The sequence below is a fragment of the Streptomyces sp. R-74717 genome, assembly GCF_047305335.1.
Classification (GTDB): Bacteria; Actinomycetota; Actinomycetes; order Streptomycetales; family Streptomycetaceae; genus Streptomyces; species Streptomyces atratus.
This window is the reverse complement of record NZ_CP102361.1, coordinates 8,639,992-8,662,968: the sequence shown is the minus strand read 5'-3', so window position 1 is coordinate 8,662,968 and position 22,977 is coordinate 8,639,992. Positions and strand designations below refer to the sequence as shown.

The 22,977-nt window shown below is 68.0% G+C and carries 1 pseudogene (only partly in view); it reads left to right on the top strand.

Going from position 1 to position 22,977, the window contains the following annotated elements:
• Positions 1–22,977: pseudogene (locus NRF20_RS39375) on the top strand (SDR family NAD(P)-dependent oxidoreductase) (its annotated part extends 5,424 nt beyond the left edge of the window); the annotation flags it as partial.

The window sequence follows — 22,977 nt, the reverse complement described above, 5'->3', positions numbered from 1 at the left end:
CCGCGGGTGGTGTCTGGTCCGCGGGTGGTGTTTGTGTTCCCGGGGCAGGGCTGGCAGTGGCTGGGGATGGGCAGTGGCCTGCGGGAGACGTCGGCGGTGTTCGCCGGCCGGTTGGCCGAGTGTGCGGCCGCGTTGAGTGAGTTCGTGGACTGGGATCTGCTCACTGTTCTGGATGATCCCTCGGTGGTTGACCGGGTTGATGTGCTTCAGCCGGCGTGCTGGGCGGTCATGGTGTCGCTCGCCGCTGTGTGGCAGGAGGCCGGTGTCAGTCCCGACGCGGTGATCGGTCACTCCCAGGGGGAGATCGCCGCTGCCTGCGTCGCCGGAGCAGTCACCCTGCGGGACGCGGCCCGGATCGTGGCACTGCGCAGCAAGCTGATCGCCCACCGTCTGGCGGGGCAGGGTGCCATGGCGTCCATCGCGCTGCCTGCGGACGAGATCGCGCTGAGTGACGGGGCGGTGGTCGCGGCCTGCAACGGTCTGGCCGCTACCGTCATCGCGGGCACTTCCCAGGCCGTGGACCGTGTGCTGGCCGTCCATGAAGGGCAGGGGGCGCGGGTCCGGCGGATCACCGTGGACTACGCCTCGCACAGTCCGCAGGTCGAGGAGATCCGTACCGAGCTGCTCGACATCCTCAGCACCACCGACTCACAGGTACCAGTGGTGCCGTGGCTGTCGACCGTTGACGGCACCTGGGTCGAACAACCCCTGGACTCCGACTACTGGTACCGCAACCTGCGGGAACCGGTCAGCTTCCACCCCGCCGTAGACTTGCTCCAGAACATGGGCGAGACGGTGTTTGTCGAGGTCAGCGCCAGCCCGACACTGACACCCGCCATGGACGCCACCACCGTCGCCACGCTACGCCGCGACAACGACACCCCCCAGCAGATACTCACCGCCCTCGCCGAAGCCCACATCCACGGCGTGAACATCCACTGGCCAGCAGTAGTGGGCACCACCACCACACCGGTACTGGACCTGCCCACCTACGCCTTCCAGCACCAGCGCTACTGGACCTCGGGGAGCCCGGCCCGGCTCGCCGGTGACGGTCATCCGCTGCTGGGTACGGTCGTGGCGTTGCCGGGCTCCGACGGTGTGGTGCTGACCGGCCGGGTATCGCTGGCCACCCATGCTTGGCTGGCCGACCACGCCGTGCGCGGCACCGTCCTCCTGCCCGGTACCGGATTCGTGGAACTTGTGGCCCAAGCCGCCGCCGAGGCCGATTGCGACGTCATCGACGAACTGGTCATCGAGACCCCGCTGCTGCTGGACCCGGCTGGCGGCGTACAACTGTCCGTGACCGTCGGTGAGGCCGACAGCGACGGACATCGACCGGTAACCGTGTACTCCCAGACAGACCACAGCGACGCCTGGACCCGGCACGTCACCGCCACCATCAGCCCCGCCGTCGACACCCTCTCGATGCCCGAGTTCCCCGTGTGGCCGCCGGTAGACGCGGAACCGATCGACGTCACCACCTTCTACGACGACCTGGCAGCCACCGGCTACGAATACGGACCCGCCTTCCAAGGCCTGCAAGCCGCCTGGCGTGACCGGGACACCGTCTACGCCGAGGTTGTTCTGGCCGAGGACCAGGCCCAGGACACGGCACGATTCACCCTGCACCCCGCACTACTGGACGCCGCCCTGCATGCCAGTGTCCTACGCGAGTCCGGCACCGGGCAGGAGGTACGGCTACCGTTCTCCTGGAGCCAGGTTCAGTTCCACGCCACCAGCCCGGCGATGCTGCGCGTGATGCTGACACCGGCAGCGGACGGCTGGAACGTACGTGTCGCTGACGACACCGGCCGACCGGTAGCCACCATCGGCGCCCTGACCACCCGGCCCGTAACCGCCGACACACTCGGCACCAGCGCCAGCGACCTGCTCACCCTGACCTGGAGCGAGATCCCGGTACCCGAGCACACCGATGTGACGATCGGCCGGTTCGAAGACCTCACAGAAGACGACGACATGCCAGTGCCGGACGTGGTCGTATGCACCGCCCTCACCGACACCACCGACGACCCGCTGACGCACACCCGCACGCTGACCGCCCAGGTGTTGCAGACCGTTCAGCAGTGGCTGGCCGGGGAACGTTTCAGCGACAGCACCCTGGTCGTGCGGACGGGTACGGATCTGGCCGGGGCTGCGGTGTCGGGCCTGATGCGCTCCACCCAGTCCGAACACCCCGGCCGATTCATCCTCGTGGAAAGCGACGACGCCGACCTCAGCCCGGAGCAACTGGCCGCGACCGCCGGGCTCGACGAACCCCGCCTGCGCATCGATGGGGGCCGTTACGAGGTCCCGCGACTGACCCGCACCACCACCCCAGCACCCGCCCCGGCTGAAGAGACGGTCTGGGACCCCGACGGCACGGTCCTCATCACCGGCGGCTCGGGAGTCCTGGCCGGCATCATCGCCCGCCACCTGGTCACCGAGCACCGGGCACGTCGTCTGTTGCTCGTATCGCGCAGTACCCCGGACGAGAAGCTGGTCAGTGAGTTGTCCGGGCTGGGTGCTGAGGTCGCGGTGGCGGCGTGTGATGTGTCCGATCGTGCCGCGGTGGCGCAGGTCCTTGCGGGAGTGCCGTCGGAGCATCCGTTGACCGCGGTGATCCACACCGCGGGTGCGGTTGATGACGGTGTGGTGGAGTCCCTGACTCCGCAACGACTCGACACCGTGCTGCGGCCCAAGGCCGATGCTGCCTGGCACCTGCACGAACTCACCCGTGACATGGATCTGGCCGCATTCGTCCTGTACTCGTCCGCCGCCGCCATCACGGGCACCGCTGGGCAGGGCAACTATGCGGCGGCCAACGCGTTCCTCGACGCCCTGGCCGGTCAGCGCCGTGCCGAAGGCCTGCCCGCGCTCTCCCTGGCCTGGGGCCTGTGGGAAGACGTCAGCGGCCTGACCGCGAAGCTGACCGACACCGATCGTGACCGGATGCGCCGTGGTGGTCTGCTGACCATTACCGCCGAGCACGGGATGGGGCTGTTCGACCGCGCGACACGGTCCGGTGAGTCGCTTGTGCTCGCTGCCCCTATGAATCCGGCCCGGGACGGTGAAGGCGAAGTTCCCGCGCTGCTGCGTTCGTTGCACCGCACGGTTGCCCGGCGGGCTTCCACCGGTGGAGCGTCGTCGGTGCAGTGGCTCGCCGGCCTGGCACCCGAGGAGCGCAAGCAGGCCCTGCTCAAGGTGGTACGTGACAGCGCCGCGGCGGTGCTCGGTCACGCCGGTACTGACACGGTGCCCGTGACTGCCGCGTTCAAGGACCTGGGTCTGGATTCACTGACCGCCGTAGAGCTGCGCAACAGCCTGGGCAAGAGCACGGGCCTGCGATTGCCGGTCACGATGGTGTTCGACTACCCGAACCCGACCGCGCTGGCCACCCGGCTCGACGACCTTCTCGTGGGCGAGATCCCCGTACCCTCGCGTAAGACGACCCCCGTGGTACACGCGGCAACGGACGAGCCGTTGGCGATTGTCGGTATGGCGTGTCGCCTGCCGGGTGGGGTGTCGTCGCCGGAGGACTTGTGGCGGCTGGTCGAGTCGGGTACGGACGCGATCTCCGGCTTCCCGACCGATCGCGGCTGGGACGTCGAGAACCTGTACGACCCGGACCCGGATGCGCTGGGCAGGACGTACACCGTGCAGGGTGGCTTCCTGGACATTGCGGGGTTCGATGCGTCGTTCTTCGGGATCAGCCCGCGTGAGGCGCTGGCCATGGACCCGCAGCAGCGTCTGGTGCTGGAGGCCTCCTGGGAGGCGTTCGAGCGGGCCGGCATCGAGCCGGGTTCGATGCGGGGTAGCGATACCGGTGTATTCATGGGCGCCTTTACTAATGGGTACGGCGCCGGCGTCGATTTTGGGGCGTTCGGCGGGGCCTCGGCCGCGGTGAGTGTGCTGTCGGGCCGGGTGTCGTACTTCTTCGGGCTTGAGGGTCCGGCGATGACGGTGGACACGGCGTGTTCGTCTTCGCTGGTCGCCCTGCACCAGGCGGGTTCCGCCTTGCGGCAGGGTGAGTGTTCGCTGGCGTTGGTCGGTGGTGTGACGGTGATGCCGACACCGCAGTTGTTCGTCGATTTCTCCCGACAGCGTGGTCTGGCGGCTGACGGACGTTCCAAGGCGTTCGCTGACGCGGCGGACGGTGCGGGCTTCTCCGAGGGCGTCGGTGTGCTGGTGGTGGAGCGTCTGTCAGACGCTCGGGCCAAGGGCCACCAGGTGTTGGCGGTGGTGCGTGGTTCGGCGGTCAACCAGGATGGCGCGTCGAACGGTCTGTCGGCGCCGAACGGTCCGTCGCAGCAGCGGGTGATCCGATCCGCGCTGGCCAATGCCGGTCTGGCACCGGACGAGGTCGACGCGGTCGAGGCGCACGGCACGGGTACGAGGTTGGGTGATCCGATCGAGGCCCAGGCGGTTCTCGCGACTTATGGTCAGGACCGTGAACAGCCTGTTCTGTTGGGTTCGTTGAAGTCGAACATCGGTCACGCGCAGGCGGCTGCGGGTGTGTCGGGTGTCATCAAGATGGTGATGGCGTTGCAGCACGGTGTTGTGCCGCGCACGTTGCATGTGGATTCACCGTCGCGGCATGTGGACTGGACCGCCGGCGCGGTGGAGCTGGTGACGGAGAACCAGCCGTGGCCGGTGATGGAGCGGGCGCGTCGGGTGGGTGTGTCGTCGTTCGGGATCAGTGGCACGAACGCGCACGTCATTTTGGAGAGCGCACCGGACCCGGATCTGCCGGTGGTGGAGACCGAGGAGACTCCGGCACCGGTCGTGGCGTCCGACGTAATACCGCTGGTGATCTCGGCGAAGTCCCCTTCGGCTCTTGTTGAGTTCGAGGGCCGGCTGCGTGCTTACCTGGCTGCTGCGCCTGGGGTGGATGTGCGGGCGGTGGCGTCGACGCTGGCCGGGACGCGGTCGGTGTTCGAACACCGCGCTGTCCTGTTGGGTGACGACACGGTCACCGGTACCGGCACTGGGCCCGGCGCTGCGGTGTCTGGTCCGCGGGTGGTGTTTGTGTTCCCGGGGCAGGGCTGGCAGTGGCTGGGGATGGGCAGTGGCCTGCGGGAGACGTCGGCGGTGTTCGCCGGCCGGTTGGCCGAGTGTGCGGCCGCGTTGAGTGAGTTCGTGGACTGGGATCTGCTCACTGTTCTGGATGATCCCTCGGTGGTTGACCGGGTTGATGTGCTTCAGCCGGCGTGCTGGGCGGTCATGGTGTCGCTCGCCGCTGTGTGGCAGGAGGCCGGTGTCAGTCCCGACGCGGTGATCGGTCACTCCCAGGGGGAGATCGCCGCTGCCTGCGTCGCCGGAGCAGTCACCCTGCGGGACGCGGCCCGGATCGTGGCACTGCGCAGCAAGCTGATCGCCCACCGTCTGGCGGGGCAGGGTGCCATGGCGTCCATCGCGCTGCCTGCGGACGAGATCGCGCTGAGTGACGGGGCGGTGGTCGCGGCCTGCAACGGTCTGGCCGCTACCGTCATCGCGGGCACTTCCCAGGCCGTGGACCGTGTGCTGGCCGTCCATGAAGGGCAGGGGGCGCGGGTCCGGCGGATCACCGTGGACTACGCCTCGCACAGTCCGCAGGTCGAGGAGATCCGTACCGAGCTGCTCGACATCCTCAGCACCACCGACTCACAGGTACCAGTGGTGCCGTGGCTGTCGACCGTTGACGGCACCTGGGTCGAACAACCCCTGGACTCCGACTACTGGTACCGCAACCTGCGGGAACCGGTCAGCTTCCACCCCGCCGTAGACTTGCTCCAGAACATGGGCGAGACGGTGTTTGTCGAGGTCAGCGCCAGCCCGACACTGACACCCGCCATGGACGCCACCACCGTCGCCACGCTACGCCGCGACAACGACACCCCCCAGCAGATACTCACCGCCCTCGCCGAAGCCCACATCCACGGCGTGAACATCCACTGGCCAGCAGTTGTGGGCACCACCACCACACCGGTGCTGGACCTGCCCACCTACGCCTTCCAGCACCAGCGCTACTGGACCTCGGGGAGCCCGGCCCGGCTCGCCGGTGACGGTCATCCGCTGCTGGGTACGGTCGTGGCGTTGCCGGGCTCCGACGGTGTGGTGCTGACCGGCCGGGTATCGCTGGCCACCCATGCTTGGCTGGCCGACCACGCCGTGCGCGGCACCGTCCTCCTGCCCGGTACCGGATTCGTGGAACTTGTGGCCCAAGCCGCCGCCGAGGCCGATTGCGACGTCATCGACGAGCTGGTGATCGAGACCCCGCTGTTGCTGGACCCGGCTGGCGGCGTACAACTGTCCGTGACCGTCGGTGAGGCCGACAGCGACGGACATCGACCGGTAACCGTGTACTCCCAGACAGACCACAGCGACGCCTGGACCCGGCACGTCACCGCCACCATCAGCCCCGCCGTCGACACCCTCTCGATGCCCGAGTTCCCCGTGTGGCCGCCGGTAGACGCGGAACCGATCGACGTCACCACCTTCTACGACGACCTGGCAGCCACCGGCTACGAATACGGACCCGCCTTCCAAGGCCTGCAAGCCGCCTGGCGTGACCGGGACACCGTCTACGCCGAGGTTGTTCTGGCCGAGGACCAGGCCCAGGACGCGGCACGATTCACCCTGCACCCCGCACTACTGGACGCCGCCCTGCACACCTGCGTCCTGAACGCGGGCGACACCGGACAGGAAGTGCAGCTACCGTTCTCCTGGAGCCAAGTTCAGTTCCACGCCACCGGCGCTGCCATGCTGCGCGTCGCGGTGACACCGGTGGCTGACGGCTGGAACGTACGCGCCACCGACACCACCGGCCGACCGGTCGCCGTCATCGGCTCGCTGGTCACCCGATCGGTAACCGCCGACACACTCGGCACCGCCGGCACCGACGACCTCTACGCCGTGACGTGGACCGAACTCCCGGCCGTAGAGCCGAACAACAACCTCACCGCAGCCTGGTTCGAAGACCTGACAGACGACGATGACGTGCCGGTGCCGGACGTGGTCGTATGCACCGCGCTCGCCGACACCACCGACGACCCGCTGACGCAGACCCGCACGCTGACCGGTCGAACGTTGCAGGCCGTTCAGCAGTGGCTGTCCGGGGAACGTTTCAGCGACAGCACCCTGGTCGTGCGGACCGGTACAGATCTGGCCGGGGCCGCGGTGTCGGGCCTGATGCGCTCCACCCAGTCCGAACACCCCGGCCGATTCATCCTCGTGGAAAGCGACGACGCCGACCTCACCTTGGAACAACTCGCCGCGACCGCCGGGCTCGACGAACCCCGCCTGCGCATCAACGGCAACCGCTACGAAGCACCACGACTGACCCGCACCACCACCCCAGCACCCGCCCCGGCTGAAGAGACGGTCTGGGACCCCGACGGCACAGTCCTCATCACCGGCGGCTCGGGAGTCCTGGCCGGCATCATCGCCCGCCACCTGGTCACCGAGCACCGAGCACGTCGTCTGTTGCTCGTATCGCGCAGTACCCCGGACGAGAAGCTGGTCAGTGAATTGTCCGGGCTGGGTGCTGAGGTCGCGGTGGCGGCGTGTGATGTGTCCGATCGTGCCGCGGTGGCGCAGGTCCTTGCGGGAGTGCCGTCGGAGCATCCGCTGACCGCGGTGATCCACACCGCGGGTGCGCTCGATGACGGTGTGGTGGAGTCCCTGACTCCGCAACGACTCGACACCGTGCTGCGGCCCAAGGCCGATGCTGCCTGGCACCTGCACGAACTCACCCGTGACATGGATCTGGCCGCATTCGTCCTGTACTCGTCCGCCGCCGCCATCACGGGCACCGCTGGGCAGGGCAACTATGCGGCGGCCAACGCGTTCCTCGACGCCCTGGCCGGTCAGCGCCGTGCCGAAGGCCTGCCCGCGCTCTCCCTGGCCTGGGGCCTGTGGGAAGACGTCAGCGGCCTGACCGCGAAGCTGACCGACACCGATCGTGACCGGATGCGCCGTGGTGGTCTGCTGACCATTACCGCCGAGCACGGGATGGGGCTGTTCGACCGCGCGACACGGTCCGGTGAGTCGCTTGTGCTCGCTGCCCCTATGAATCCGGCCCGGGACGGTGAAGGCGAAGTTCCCGCGCTGCTGCGTTCGTTGCACCGCACGGTTGCCCGGCGGGCTTCCACCGATGGAGCGTCGTCGGTGCAGTGGCTCGCCGGCCTGGCACCCGAAGAGCGCAAGCAGGCCCTGCTCAAGGTGGTACGTGACAGCGCCGCGGCGGTGCTCGGTCACGCCGGTACTGACACGGTGCCCGTGACTGCCGCGTTCAAGGACCTGGGTCTGGATTCACTGACCGCCGTAGAGCTGCGCAACAGCCTGGGCAAGAGCACGGGCCTGCGATTGCCGGTCACGATGGTGTTCGACTACCCGAACCCGACCGCGCTGGCCACCCGGCTCGACGACCTTCTCGTGGGCGAGATCCCCGTACCCTCGCGTAAGACGACCCCCGTGGTACACGCGGCAACGGACGAGCCGTTGGCGATTGTCGGTATGGCGTGTCGCCTGCCGGGTGGGGTGTCGTCGCCGGAGGACCTGTGGCGGCTGGTCGAGTCAGGCACGGACGCGATCTCCGACTTCCCCACCGACCGCGGCTGGGACATCGAGAACCTGTACGACCCGGATCCGGACGCGCCTGGTAAGGGTTACCGCGTGCAGGGTGGTTTCCTGGATGCCGCCGAGTTCGACGCGGCGTTCTTCGGGATCAGCCCGCGCGAGGCACTGGCCATGGACCCCCAGCAGCGTCTGGTGCTGGAAACATCGTGGGAAGCGTTCGAGCGAGCCGGCATCGAACCGACATCCGTCCGGGGCAGTGACACCGGCGTGTTCATGGGTGCCATGGCCAATGGCTACGGCACCGGCGCTGATCTCGGCGCGTTCGGAATGACCTCCGCTGCGGTAAGTGTGTTGTCGGGCCGGGTGTCGTATCTGTTCGGGCTTGAGGGTCCGGCGATGACGGTGGACACGGCGTGTTCGTCGTCGCTCGTCGCCCTGCACCAGGCCGGCTATTCGCTCCGGCAGGGCGAGTGCTCACTCGCCCTGGTCGGCGGCGTGACCGTAATGCCTACCCCGCAGACGTTCGTCGAGTTCGCACGACAGCGCGGCCTCGCGGCCGACGGCCGCAGCAAGGCGTTCGCTGACACCGCAGACGGTGCGGGGTTCTCCGAAGGCGTCGGCGTCCTCGTGGTCGAGCGCCTGTCGGACGCTCAGGCCAAGGGCCACCAGGTATTGGCGGTCGTGCGGGGTTCAGCGGTCAACCAGGACGGCGCGTCGAACGGTCTGTCGGCGCCGAACGGTCCGTCGCAGCAGCGAGTGATCCGATCCGCGCTGGACAACGCCGGTCTGTCGAGTACTGATGTGGATGTGGTCGAGGCGCACGGCACGGGTACAACGCTCGGTGACCCGATCGAGGCTCAGGCGGTTCTCGCGACCTATGGTCAGGACCGTGAACAGCCTTTGTTGCTCGGCTCATTGAAGTCGAACATCGGTCATACGCAGGCGGCTGCGGGTGTGTCGGGCGTCATCAAAATGGTGATGGCGTTGCAGCACGGCGTCGTTCCGCGCACACTGCATGTGGATTCACCGTCGCGGCATGTGGACTGGACCGCCGGCACGGTAGAGCTGGTGACGCAGAACCAGCCCTGGCCGGCCATCGACCGGGCGCGTCGGGTGGGTGTGTCGTCGTTCGGGATCAGTGGCACCAACGCGCACGTCATTTTGGAGAGCGCACCGGACCCGGACCTGCCGTTGGTGGAGACCGAGGAAACCCCGGCACCCGTCGTGGCCTCGGATCTGGTGCCGCTGGTCATCTCGGCGAAGTCCCCTTCGGCTCTTGTTGAGTTCGAGGGCCGGCTGCGTGCTTACCTCACCGCCACGCCTGAGGTGGACATGCGGGCAGTGGCATCGACACTCGCCGCGACGCGGTCGGTGTTCGAACACCGCGCCGTCCTGCTGGGTGGGGAGACGGTCACCGGCGCCGGCGCTGCGCTGTCTGATCCTCGGGTGGTGTTCGTGTTCCCGGGCCAGGGTTCACAGCGGGCGGGAATGGGTGAGCGGCTGGCCGCGGTGTTCCCGGTATTCGCGGAAATCCACCAGCAGGTGTGGGATCTCCTCGACGTACCGGACTCAAGCTTGGATACGGACGAAACCGGTTACGCACAGCCCTCCCTGTTCGCCTTGCAGGTCGCCCTCTTCGGACTGCTGGAATCATGGGGCGTACGGCCACAAGCGGTGATCGGCCACTCGGTGGGCGAGATCGCCGCCGGATACGTGGCCGGCCTGTGGTCGCTTCAAGACGCATGCACCCTGGTCTCCGCACGCGCCCGCCTGATGCAGACCCTGCCCACAGGCGGAGCAATGGTCGCCGTACCGGTCTCGGAGAAACAAGCACAGGCAGCACTGACGGACGGCGTGGAAATCGCCGCGGTCAACGGACCCTCCTCCGTGGTACTGACCGGCGACGAAACCGCAGTGCTAGAAGCAGCAGCGGCCCTGGGCAAGTCGACACGACTGACGACCAGTCACGCATTTCATTCAGCTCGAATGGAACCCATCCTCGACGAATTCCGAACCGTGGCCGAGGGACTCGACTACCGAGTACCGCAGATCACGATGGCTGCCGGAGACGCGGTTGTCACACCGGAGTACTGGGTGCGACAGGTCCGGGACACCGTCCGATTCGGCGACCAGGTTGCCGCACACGAGAACGCGGTATTCGTCGAAATCGGGCCGGACCGTACGTTGTCACGCCTGATCGACGGCATCGCCATGCTCCACAGCGACGACGAAGCACAAGCCGCCATCACCGCCCTCGCCACACTGCACATCCACGGCGTGAACATCCACTGGCCAGCAGTTGTGGGCACCACCACCACACCGGTACTGGACCTGCCGACGTATGCGTTTGAGCGTCAGCGGTATTGGGCGGTCAGTGGTGGGCGGTCGGTGGGTGAGGGGCATCCGTTGCTGGGGTCGGCGGTGCGGCTGGCCGAGGCCAGTGGTGTGCTGTTCACGTCAGGGGTTTCGGCGCTCGGTGAGCTGTGGCTGCGGGACCAGGCAGTCCTGCCGGTGGCGGCTTTCGCGGAGATGGCCCTGGCCGCGGGGGACGAGGTCGGGGCCGATCTGGTCGAGGAACTGACCGTGGACGCACTGCTGCGGATGACGGACGACACTGCCCAGATGCAGACCTGGGTGAGCGAACCCGACGAGAACGGCAAGCGCCGGCTGAGTATCCACGCCCGCTATGACGAAGGCGAGCCCTGGACCCGCCTTGCCACCGCCACCCTTGCCACCGCCACCACACCCGTCACTCCGGGTTGGCGGGCTGAGCAGGAGTGGCCGCCGGCCGGTGCCGTACCCGTGGAAGCGGCGATACCGGCATGGCGCCGAGGCGGTGAACTGTTCACCGAAGCCGTTCTGGAGGACCTCCAGGACACCGACAAATACACCCTGCACCCCACCCTGATGAGTACCGCTCTCAGCCTCGCCGGTGAGAGCGCCGCCGTCTGGAACGACGTGGCCCTGCACGCCGGCAACGCCACCCAACTCCGCATACAACTCACCCCGAACGGTGACGGCACCTTGTCCGTCAGGGCTACGGACAGCACGGGGCTTCCCGTCCTGTCCGCCCGCGCCCTGACCCTGCGCCCCGTCCCCGTCCACGAACCCACCACCACCGCCACCAGCGGCCTGCTCTCCGTCACCTGGACCCCACTCCCCACTCCAGAGCAGAACAACAGCCTCACCACAGCCCGCTTCGAAGACCTCACAGACACCGATGACGTGCCGGTGCCGGACGTGGTCGTGTTCAGCGCCCTGTCCGGTGAAGATGCTGACCCGCTGGCCCGGACTCGTACGCTGACCGGTCGGGTGTTGCAGGCCGTCCAGCAATGGCTCACCGAGGAACGCTTCAACGACAGCACGTTGGTCGTGCGGGCCGGTACGGATCTGGCCGGGGCCGCGGTGTCGGGCCTGATGCGCTCCACCCAGTCCGAACACCCCGGCCGATTCATCCTCGTGGAAAGCGACGACGCCGACCTCACCATGAAGCAGTTGGCCGCGACCGCCGGGCTCGACGAACCCCGCCTGCGGATCGATGGGGGCCGTTACGAGGTCCCGCGACTGACCCGCACCACCACCCCGGCACCCGCCCCGGCGGAAGAGACGGTCTGGGACCCCGACGGCACGGTCCTCATCACCGGCGGCTCGGGAGTCCTGGCCGGCATCATCGCCCGCCACCTGGTAACCGACAAGCAAGTCCGCCATCTGCTGTTGGTGTCGCGTAGTGCTCCGAGCGAAGCGCTGGTCAGTGAGTTGACCGAGCTGGGTGCCCAGGTCGCGGTGACGGCGTGTGATGTCTCCGATCGTGCCGCGGTGGCGCAGGTCCTTGCGGGAGTGCCGTCGGAGCATCCGCTGACAGCGGTGATCCACACCGCGGGTGCACTGGATGACGGTGTGGTGGAGTCGCTGACTCCGCAGCGGTTGGACGTGGTGTTGCGGGCCAAGGCCGATGGTGCCTGGCACCTGCACGAACTCACCCGTGACATGGATCTGGCCGCGTTCGTCCTGTATTCCTCGGCTGCTGGTGTCATGGGTAGCCCGGGGCAAGGCAACTATGCGGCGGCCAACGCCTTCCTCGACGCCCTCGCCATTCAGCGCCGTGCCGAAGGCCTGCCCGCACTCTCCCTGGCCTGGGGCCTGTGGGACGACGTCAGCGGCCTGACCGCGAAGCTGACCGACACCGATCGTGACCGGATGCGCCGTGGTGGTCTGCTGACCATTACCGCCGAGCACGGGATGGGGCTGTTCGACCGCGCGACACGGTCCGGTGAGTCGCTTGTGCTCGCTGCCCCGATGACCCCGGTCCGGGACGGCGAAGGCGAAGTTCCCGCGCTGCTGCGTTCGTTGCACCGCACGGTTGCCCGGCGGGCTTCCGCCGGTGGAGCGTCGTCGGTGCAGTGGCTCGCCGGCCTGGCACCCGCAGAGCGCAAGCAGGCCCTGCTCAAGGTGGTACGTGACAGCGCGGCCAAGGTCCTCGGCCACGCCGATGCCCGTGACATCGCGGTGAATACCGCATTCCGGGATCTCGGCCTGGACTCACTGACCGCCGTGCAGGTACGCAACAGCCTGGCAAAAGCCACCGGACTACGCCTGCCGACCACAACAGTGTTCGACTACCCCAACCCGACCGCACTGGCCACCCACCTCGACGACCTCCTCGTCGGAGCGGGTTCCGCAACATCACGTCACGTGAAAACCCCAATGCGGGCGGTCACGGACGAACCCCTGGCGATCGTCGGCATGGCCTGCCGCCTGCCCGGCGGAGTGTCCTCACCGGAGGACCTGTGGCGGCTGGTCGAGTCAGGCACGGACGCGATCTCCGACTTCCCCACCGACCGCGGCTGGGACCTGGACAACCTGTACGACCCGGACCCCGACGCACCCGGCAAGGCACACAACGTGCAGGGTGGTTTCCTGGACGCCGCAGGGTTCGACGCCTCGTTCTTCGGGATCAGCCCGCGCGAGGCACTGGCCATGGACCCCCAGCAGCGGCTGGTGCTGGAAACCTCGTGGGAGGCGTTCGAGCGAGCCGGCATCGACCCGGAATCCGTCCGGGGCAGTGACACCGGCGTGTTCATGGGCGCCTTCGGCAGTGGGTACGGCGCCGGTGCCGATCTCGGCGGATTTGGTGCTACCGCCGGTGCGGTGAGTGTGCTGTCGGGCCGGGTGTCGTATCTCTTCGGGCTTGAGGGTCCGGCGATGACGGTGGACACGGCGTGTTCGTCTTCGCTGGTCGCTCTGCACCAGGCGAGTTCCGCACTGCGGCAGGGCGAGTGCTCACTCGCCCTGGTCGGCGGCGTGACCGTAATGCCTACCCCGCAGACGTTCGTCGAGTTCGCACGACAGCGCGGCCTCGCGGCCGACGGCCGCAGCAAGGCGTTCGCTGACACCGCAGACGGTGCAGGGTTCTCCGAAGGCGTCGGGGTCCTCGTGGTCGAGCGCCTGTCGGACGCTCAGGCCAAGGGCCACCGGGTATTGGCGGTCGTGCGGGGTTCGGCGGTCAACCAGGACGGCGCGTCGAACGGTCTGTCGGCGCCGAACGGCCCGTCGCAGCAGCGAGTGATCCGGCAGGCGCTGTCCAACGCCCGCCTGGCACCGAATGAGATCGACGCGGTCGAGGCGCACGGCACGGGTACGACGCTCGGTGACCCGATCGAAGCCCAAGCCCTCATCGCCACCTACGGTCAAGACCGTGAACAGCCGCTGCTGCTCGGCTCGTTGAAGTCGAACATCGGTCATACGCAGGCGGCTGCGGGCGTATCGGGCGTCATCAAGATGGTGATGGCGTTGCAGCGCGGCGTCGTTCCGCGCACACTGCATGTGGATTCACCCTCGCGGCATGTGGACTGGACCGCCGGCGCGGTGGAGCTGGTCACGGAGAACCAGCCCTGGCCGTTGATGGACCGGGCGCGTCGGGTGGGTGTGTCGTCGTTCGGGATCAGCGGCACGAACGCGCACGTCATTTTGGAGAGCGCACCCGACCCGGACCTGCCGTTGGTGGAGACCGAGGAGACTCCGGCACCGGCCGTGGCGTCCGACGTAATACCGCTGGTTATCTCGGCGAAGTCCCCATCGGCATTGGTCGAGTTCGAGGGCCGGCTGCGTGCTTACCTCACCGCCACGCCTGAGGTGGACATGCGGGCAGTGGCATCGACACTCGCCGCGACGCGGTCGGTGTTCGAACACCGCGCCGTCCTGCTGGGTGGGGAGACGGTCACCGGCGCCGGCGCTGCGCTGTCTGATCCTCGGGTGGTGTTCGTGTTCCCGGGCCAGGGTTCACAGCGGGCGGGAATGGGTGAGCGGCTGGCAGCGGTGTTCCCGGTATTCGCGGAAATCCACCAGCAGGTGTGGGATCTCCTCGACGTACCGGACTCAAGCTTGGATACGGACGAAACCGGTTACGCACAGCCCTCCCTGTTCGCCTTGCAGGTCGCCCTCTTCGGACTGCTGGAATCATGGGGCGTACGGCCACAAGCGGTGATCGGCCACTCGGTGGGCGAGATCGCCGCCGGATACGTGGCCGGCCTGTGGTCGCTTCAAGACGCATGCACCCTGGTCTCCGCACGCGCCCGCCTGATGCAGACCCTGCCCACAGGCGGAGCAATGGTCGCCGTACCGGTCTCGGAGAAACAAGCACAGGCAGCACTGACGGACGGCGTGGAAATCGCCGCGGTCAACGGACCCTCCTCCGTGGTACTGACCGGCGACGAAACCGCAGTGCTAGAAGCAGCAGCGGCCCTGGGCAAGTCGGCACGACTGACGACCAGTCACGCATTTCATTCAGCTCGAATGGAACCCATCCTCGACGAATTCCGAACCGTGGCCGAGGGACTCGACTACCGAGTACCGCAGATCACGATGGCTGCCGGAGACGCGGTTGTCACACCGGAGTACTGGGTGCGACAGGTCCGGGACACCGTCCGATTCGGCGACCAGGTTGCCGCACACGAGAACGCGGTATTCGTCGAAATCGGGCCGGACCGTACGTTGTCACGCCTGATCGACGGCATCGCCATGCTCCACAGCGACGACGAAGCACAAGCCGCCATCACCGCCCTCGCCACACTGCACATCCACGGCGTGAACATCCACTGGCCAGCAGTTGTGGGTGCTACCGAGGTGCGGGTGCTGGACCTGCCCACCTACGCCTTCCAACACCAGCGCTACTGGACCATAGGGAACACGAGCCAACTTGCCCGCGACGGCCACCCGTTGCTGGGGTCGGCGGTGCGGCTGGCCGAGGCCAGTGGTGTGCTGTTCACGTCAGGGGTTTCGGCGCTCGGTGAGCTGTGGCTGCGGGACCAGGCAGTCCTGCCGGTGGCGGCTTTCGCGGAGATGGCCCTGGCCGCGGGGGACGAGGTCGGGGCCGATCTGGTCGAGGAACTGACCGTGGACGCACTGCTGCGGATGACGGACGACACTGCCCAGATGCAGACCTGGGTGAGCGAACCCGACGAGAACGGCAAGCGCCGGCTGAGTATCCACGCCCGCTACGACGAAGGCGAGCCCTGGACCCGCCTTGCCACCGCCACCCTTGCCACCGCCACCACACCCGTCACTCCCGGTTGGCGGGCTGAGCAGGAGTGGCCGCCGGCCGGTGCCGTACCCGTGGAAGCGGCGATACCGGCATGGCGCCGAGGCGGTGAACTGTTCACCGAAGCCGTTCTGGAGGACCTCCAGGACACCGACAAATACACCCTGCACCCCACCCTGATGAGTACCGCTCTCAGCCTCGCCGGTGAGAGCGCCGCCGTCTGGAACGACGTGGCCCTGCACGCCGGCAACGCCACCCAACTCCGCATACAACTCACCCCGAACGGTGACGGCACCTTGTCCGTCAGGGCTACGGACAGCACGGGGCTTCCCGTCCTGTCCGCCCGCGCCCTGACCCTGCGCCCCGTCCCCGTCCACGAACCCACCACCACCGCCACCAGCGGCCTGCTCTCCGTCACCTGGACCCCACTCCCCACTCCAGAGCAGAACAACAGCCTCACCACAGCCCGCTTCGAAGACCTCACAGACACCGATGACGTGCCGGTGCCGGACGTGGTCGTATGCACCGCCCTCACCGACACCAGCAACGACCCGCTGACGCACACCCGCACGCTGACCGCCCAGGTGTTGCAGGCCGTCCAGCAATGGCTCACCGAGGAACGCTTCAACGACAGCACCCTGGTCGTGCGCACGGGTACGGATCTGGCCGGGGCCGCGGTGTCGGGCCTGATGCGCTCGACCCAGTCCGAACACCCCGGCCGATTCATCCTCGTGGAAAGCGACGACGCCGACCTCACCATGAAGCAGTTGGCCGCGACCGCCGGGCTCGACGAACCCCGCCTGCACATCAACGGCAACCGCTACGAAGCACCACGACTGACCCGCACCACCACCCCAGCACCCGCCCCGGCGGAAGAGACGGTCTGGGACCCCGACGGCACAGTCCTCATCACCGGCGGCTCGGGAGTCCTGGCCGGCATCATCGCCCGCCACCTGGTCACCCAGCACCGGGCACGTCGTCTACTGCTTGTATCGCGCAGTACCCCGGACGAGGCGCTGACCGATGAGCTGACCGAGCTAGGTGCCCAGGTCGACACCGTGGCCTGCGACGTGTCGGACCGAACCGCACTGGCCCAGGTTCTTGCGGATGTGGCGTCGGAGCATCCGTTGACCGCGGTGATCCACACCGCAGGCGTGATTGATGACGGTGTGGTGGAGTCCCTGACTCCACAACGGTTCGACACCGTGCTGCGGCCCAAGGCCGACGCTGCCTGGCACCTGCACGAACTCACCCGTGACATGGATCTGGCCGCGTTCATCCTCTACTCCTCCGCCGCCGGCATAACCGGCAACGCCGGACAGGGCAACTACGCGGCGGCCAACGCCTTCCTCGACGCCCTCGCCATTCAGCGCCGCGCCGAAGGCCTGCCCGCACTCTCCCTGGCCTGGGGCCTGTGGGAAGACGTCAGCGGCCTGACCGCGAAGCTGACCGACACCGACCAGGACCGACTTCACCGTGGTGGTGCGCGGGCTCTCTCCGCCGAGCAGGGGATGGGGCTGTTCGACACCGCGACACGCTCCGGCGAGTCGCTTGTGCTGGCCGCCCCAATGACCCCGGTCCGGGACGGCGACGTACCCGCCCTGCTGCGCACGCTGTACCCCAAGGCCACACGGCGCACTGCCGCCGGTGGAGCGTCGTCGGCACAGTGGCTCGCCGGCCTGGCACCCGAAGAGCGCAAGCAGGCCCTGCTCAAGGTGGTACGTGACAGCGCGGCCAAGGTCCTCGGCCACGCCGATGCCCGTGACATCGCGGTGAATACCGCATTCCGGGATCTCGGCCTGGACTCACTGACCGCCGTCCAGGTACGCAACAGCCTGGCAAAAGCCACCGGACTACGCCTGCCGACCACAACAGTGTTCGACTACCCCAACCCGACCGCACTGGCCACCCACCTCGACGACCTCCTCGTCGGAGCGGGTTCCGCAACATCACGTCACGCGAAAACCCCAATGCGGGCGGTCACGGACGAACCCCTGGCGATCGTCGGCATGGCCTGCCGCCTGCCCGGCGGAGTGTCCTCACCGGAGGACCTGTGGCGGCTGGTCGAGTCAGGCACGGACGCGATCTCCGACTTCCCCACCGACCGCGGCTGGGACCTGGACAACCTGTACGACCCGGACCCCGACGCACCCGGCAAAACGTACTGCGTCCAGGGCTACTTCCTGGACGGCATCGCCGAGTTCGACGCCTCGTTCTTCGGGATCAGCCCACGCGAGGCGCAGGCCATGGACCCCCAGCAGCGGCTGGTGCTGGAAACCTCGTGGGAAGCGTTCGAACGAGCCGGCATCGACCCGGCATCCGTCCGGGGCAGTGACACCGGCGTGTTCATGGGCGCCTTCGGCAGTGGGTACGGCGCCGGTGCCGATCTTGGTGGGTTTGGTGCTACCGCCGGTGCGGTGAGTGTGCTGTCGGGCCGAGTGTCGTACTTCTTCGGGCTTGAGGGTCCGGCGCTGACGGTGGACACGGCGTGTTCGTCGTCCCTGGTGGCGCTGCACCAGGCCGGCTATTCGCTCCGGCAGGGCGAGTGCTCACTCGCCCTGGTCGGCGGCGTGACCGTGATGCCTACCCCGCAGGCATTTGTGGAGTTCGCGCGACAGCGTGGCCTCGCGGCCGACGGCCGCAGCAAGGCGTTCTCCGACACCGCAGACGGTGCGGGCTGGGCCGAGGGCGTCGGGGTGCTCGTGGTGGAGCGCCTGTCGGATGCTCGGGCCAAGGGCCACCAGGTGTTGGCGGTGGTGCGGGGTTCGGCGGTCAACCAGGACGGTGCTTCCAACGGCCTGACCGCGCCGAACGGTCCGTCGCAGCAGCGGGTGATCCGACAAGCGCTGGACAACGCCGGTCTGTCGAGTGCTGATGTGGATGTGGTCGAGGCGCACGGCACAGGTACGAGGTTGGGTGATCCGATCGAAGCTCAAGCCCTCATCGCCACCTACGGTCAGGACCGTGAACAGCCTGTTCTGTTGGGTTCGTTGAAGTCGAACATCGGTCACGCGCAGGCGGCTGCGGGTGTGTCGGGTGTCATCAAGATGGTGATGGCGTTGCAGCACGGTGTTGTGCCGCGCACACTGCATGTGGATTCACCGTCGCGGCATGTGGACTGGACCGCCGGCGCGGTGGAGCTGGTCACGGAGAACCAGCCGTGGCCGGTGATGGAGCGGGCGCGTCGGGTGGGTGTGTCGTCGTTCGGGATCAGTGGCACGAACGCGCACGTCATCCTCGAAAGCGCACCGGACCTGCCGTTGGTGGAGACCGAGGAGACTCCGGCACCGGTCGTGGCCTCGGATCTGGTGCCGCTGGTGATCTCGGCGAAGTCCCCTTCGGCTCTTGTTGAGTTCGAGGGCCGGCTGCGTGCTTACCTGGCTGCTGCGCCTGGGGTGGATGTGCGGGCGGTGGCGTCGACGCTGGCCGGGACGCGGTCGGTGTTCGAGCACCGCGCTGTCCTGTTGGGTGACGACACGGTCACCGGTACCGGCACTGGGCCCGGCGCTGCGGTGTCTGGTCCGCGGGTGGTGTTTGTGTTCCCGGGGCAGGGCTGGCAGTGGCTGGGGATGGGCAGTGGCCTGCGGGAGACGTCGGCGGTGTTCGCCGGCCGGTTGGCCGAGTGTGCGGCCGCGTTGAGTGAGTTCGTGGACTGGGATCTGCTCACTGTTCTGGATGATCCCTCGGTGGTTGACCGGGTTGATGTGCTTCAGCCGGCGTGCTGGGCGGTCATGGTGTCGCTCGCCGCTGTGTGGCAGGAGGCCGGTGTCAGTCCCGACGCGGTGATCGGTCACTCCCAGGGGGAGATCGCCGCTGCCTGCGTCGCCGGAGCAGTCACCCTGCGGGACGCGGCCCGGATCGTGGCACTGCGCAGCAAGCTGATCGCCCACCGTCTGGCGGGGCAGGGTGCCATGGCGTCCATCGCGCTGCCTGCGGACGAGATCGCGCTGAGTGACGGGGCGGTGGTCGCGGCCTGCAACGGTCTGGCCGCTACCGTCATCGCGGGCACTTCCCAGGCCGTGGACCGTGTGCTGGCCGTCCATGAAGGGCAGGGGGCGCGGGTCCGGCGGATCACCGTGGACTACGCCTCGCACAGTCCGCAGGTCGAGGAGATCCGTACCGAGCTGCTCGACATCCTCAGCACCACCGACTCACAGGTACCAGTGGTGCCGTGGCTGTCGACCGTTGACGGCACCTGGGTCGAACAACCCCTGGACTCCGACTACTGGTACCGCAACCTGCGGGAACCGGTCAGCTTCCACCCCGCCGTAGACTTGCTCCAGAACATGGGCGAGACGGTGTTTGTCGAGGTCAGCGCCAGCCCGACACTGACACCCGCCATGGACGCCACCACCGTCGCCACGCTACGCCGCGACAACGACACCCCCCAGCAGATACTCACCGCCCTCGCCGAAGCCCACATCCACGGCGTGAACATCCACTGGCCAGCAGTTGTGGGTGCTACCGAGGTGCGGGTGCTGGACCTGCCGACGTATGCGTTTGAGCGTCAGCGGTATTGGGCGGTCAGTGGTGGGCGGTCGGTGGGTGAGGGGCATCCGCTGCTGGGTACGGTCGTGGCCCTGCCGGGCTCCGACGGAGCAGTCCTGACCGGCCGGGTATCGCTGGCCACCCATGCTTGGCTGACCGACCACGCCGTGCGCGGCACCGTCCTCCTGCCCGGTACCGGATTCGTGGAACTTGTGGCCCAAGCCGCCGCCGAGGCCGATTGCGACGTCATCGACGAACTGGTCATCGAGACCCCGCTGCTGCTGGACCCGGCTGGCGGCGTACAACTGTCCGTGACCGTCGGTGAGGCCGACAGCGACGGACATCGACCGGTAACCGTGTACTCCCAGACAGACCACAGCGACGCCTGGACCCGGCACGTCACCGCCACCATCAGCCCCGCCGTCAACACCCTCTCGATGCCCGAGTTCCCCGTGTGGCCGCCGGTAGACGCAGAACCGATCGACGTCACCACCTTCTACGACGGCCTGGCAGCCACCGGCTACGAATACGGACCCGCCTTCCAAGGCCTGCAAGCCGCCTGGCGTGACCGGGACACCGTCTACGCCGAGGTTGTTCTGGCCGAGGACCAGGCCCAGGACGCGGCACGATTCACCCTGCACCCCGCACTACTGGACGCCGCCCTGCATGCCAGTGTCCTACGCGAGTCCGGCACCGGGCAGGAGGTACGGCTACCGTTCTCCTGGAGCCAGGTTCAGTTCCACGCCACCAGCCCGGCGATGCTGCGCGTGATGCTGACACCGGCAGCGGACGGCTGGAACGTACGTGTCGCTGACGACACCGGCCGACCGGTAGCCACCATCGGCGCCCTGACCACCCGGCCCGTAACCGCCGACACACTCGGCACCAGCGCCAGCGACCTGCTCACCCTGACCTGGAGCGAGATCCCGGTACCCGAGCACACCGATGTGACGATCGGCCGGTTCGAAGACCTCACAGAAGACGACGACATGCCAGTGCCGGACGTGGTCGTATGCACCGCCCTCACCGACACCAGCAACGACCCGCTGACGCACACCCGCACGCTGACCGCCCAGGTGTTGCAGACCGTTCAGCAGTGGCTGGCCGGGGAACGTTTCAGCGACAGCACCCTGGTCGTGCGGACCGGTACAGATCTGGCCGGGGCCGCGGTGTCGGGCCTGATGCGCTCCACCCAGTCCGAACACCCCGGCCGATTCATCCTCGTGGAAAGCGACGACGCCGACCTCACCTTGGAACAACTCGCCGCGACCGCCGGGCTCGACGAACCCCGCCTGCGCATCAACGGCAACCGCTACGAAGCACCACGACTGACCCGCACCACCACCCCAGCACCCGCCCCGGCGGAAGAGACGGTCTGGGACCCCGACGGCACAGTCCTCATCACCGGCGGCTCGGGAGTCCTGGCCGGCATCATCGCCCGCCACCTGGTAACGAGCCAGCGAGCCCGGCGCCTGCTGCTGCTATCGCGCAGTACCCCGCACGAGACGCTGACCAAGGAGCTGACCGAGCTGGGCGCCCAGGTCGACACCGTGACCTGCGACGTCTCAGACCGGACCGCACTGGCCCAGGCACTGGCCGATGTGCCCCTCACCGCAGTGATCCACACCGCGGGTGCACTGGACGACGGCGTGGTGGAGTCCCTGACTCCACACCGACTCGACACCGTACTGCGCCCCAAAACCGACGGCGCCTGGCACCTGCACGAACTCACCCGCAACATGGATCTGGCCGCGTTCATCCTCTACTCCTCCGCCGCCGGCATAACCGGCAACGCCGGACAAGGAAACTACGCGGCGGCCAACGCCTTCCTCGACGCCCTCGCCGAACAACGCCGCACCGAAGGCCTGCCCGCACTCTCCCTGGCCTGGGGCCTATGGGAAGACACCAGCGGCCTGACCGCCAAGCTGACCGACACCGACCGGGACCGGATGCGCCGCAGTGGCCTGCGCACCATTACCGCCGACCACGGCATGCGGCTCTTCGACATGGCGTCGCGTCGTGACGAACCGATTCTGGTCGCCGCCGCGCTCGATCCGTCGCGGGAGGGAGAAGTCCCCCCGCTGTGGCGTTCGCTGCACCGTACGATCGGCCGGCGGGCCGCTTCCGCCGGTGATTCGTCGGTGCAGTGGCTGGCCGGTCTCGCGCCGGCGGAGCGGGATGAAGCGTTGCTGAAGATGGTGCGTGACAGTGCCGCTCTGGTTCTGGGACATGTCGGCGGCCGGACGATTCCGGTGGCCGCCGCGTTCAAGGATCTGGGCGTGGACTCGCTGACGGCGGTGGAGCTGCGCAACCGTCTTTCGGCGGCCACTGGGCTGCGGCTGCCGGCCACGTTGGTGTTCGACTACCCGAATCCGGCCGCGCTGGCCGGCTGGCTG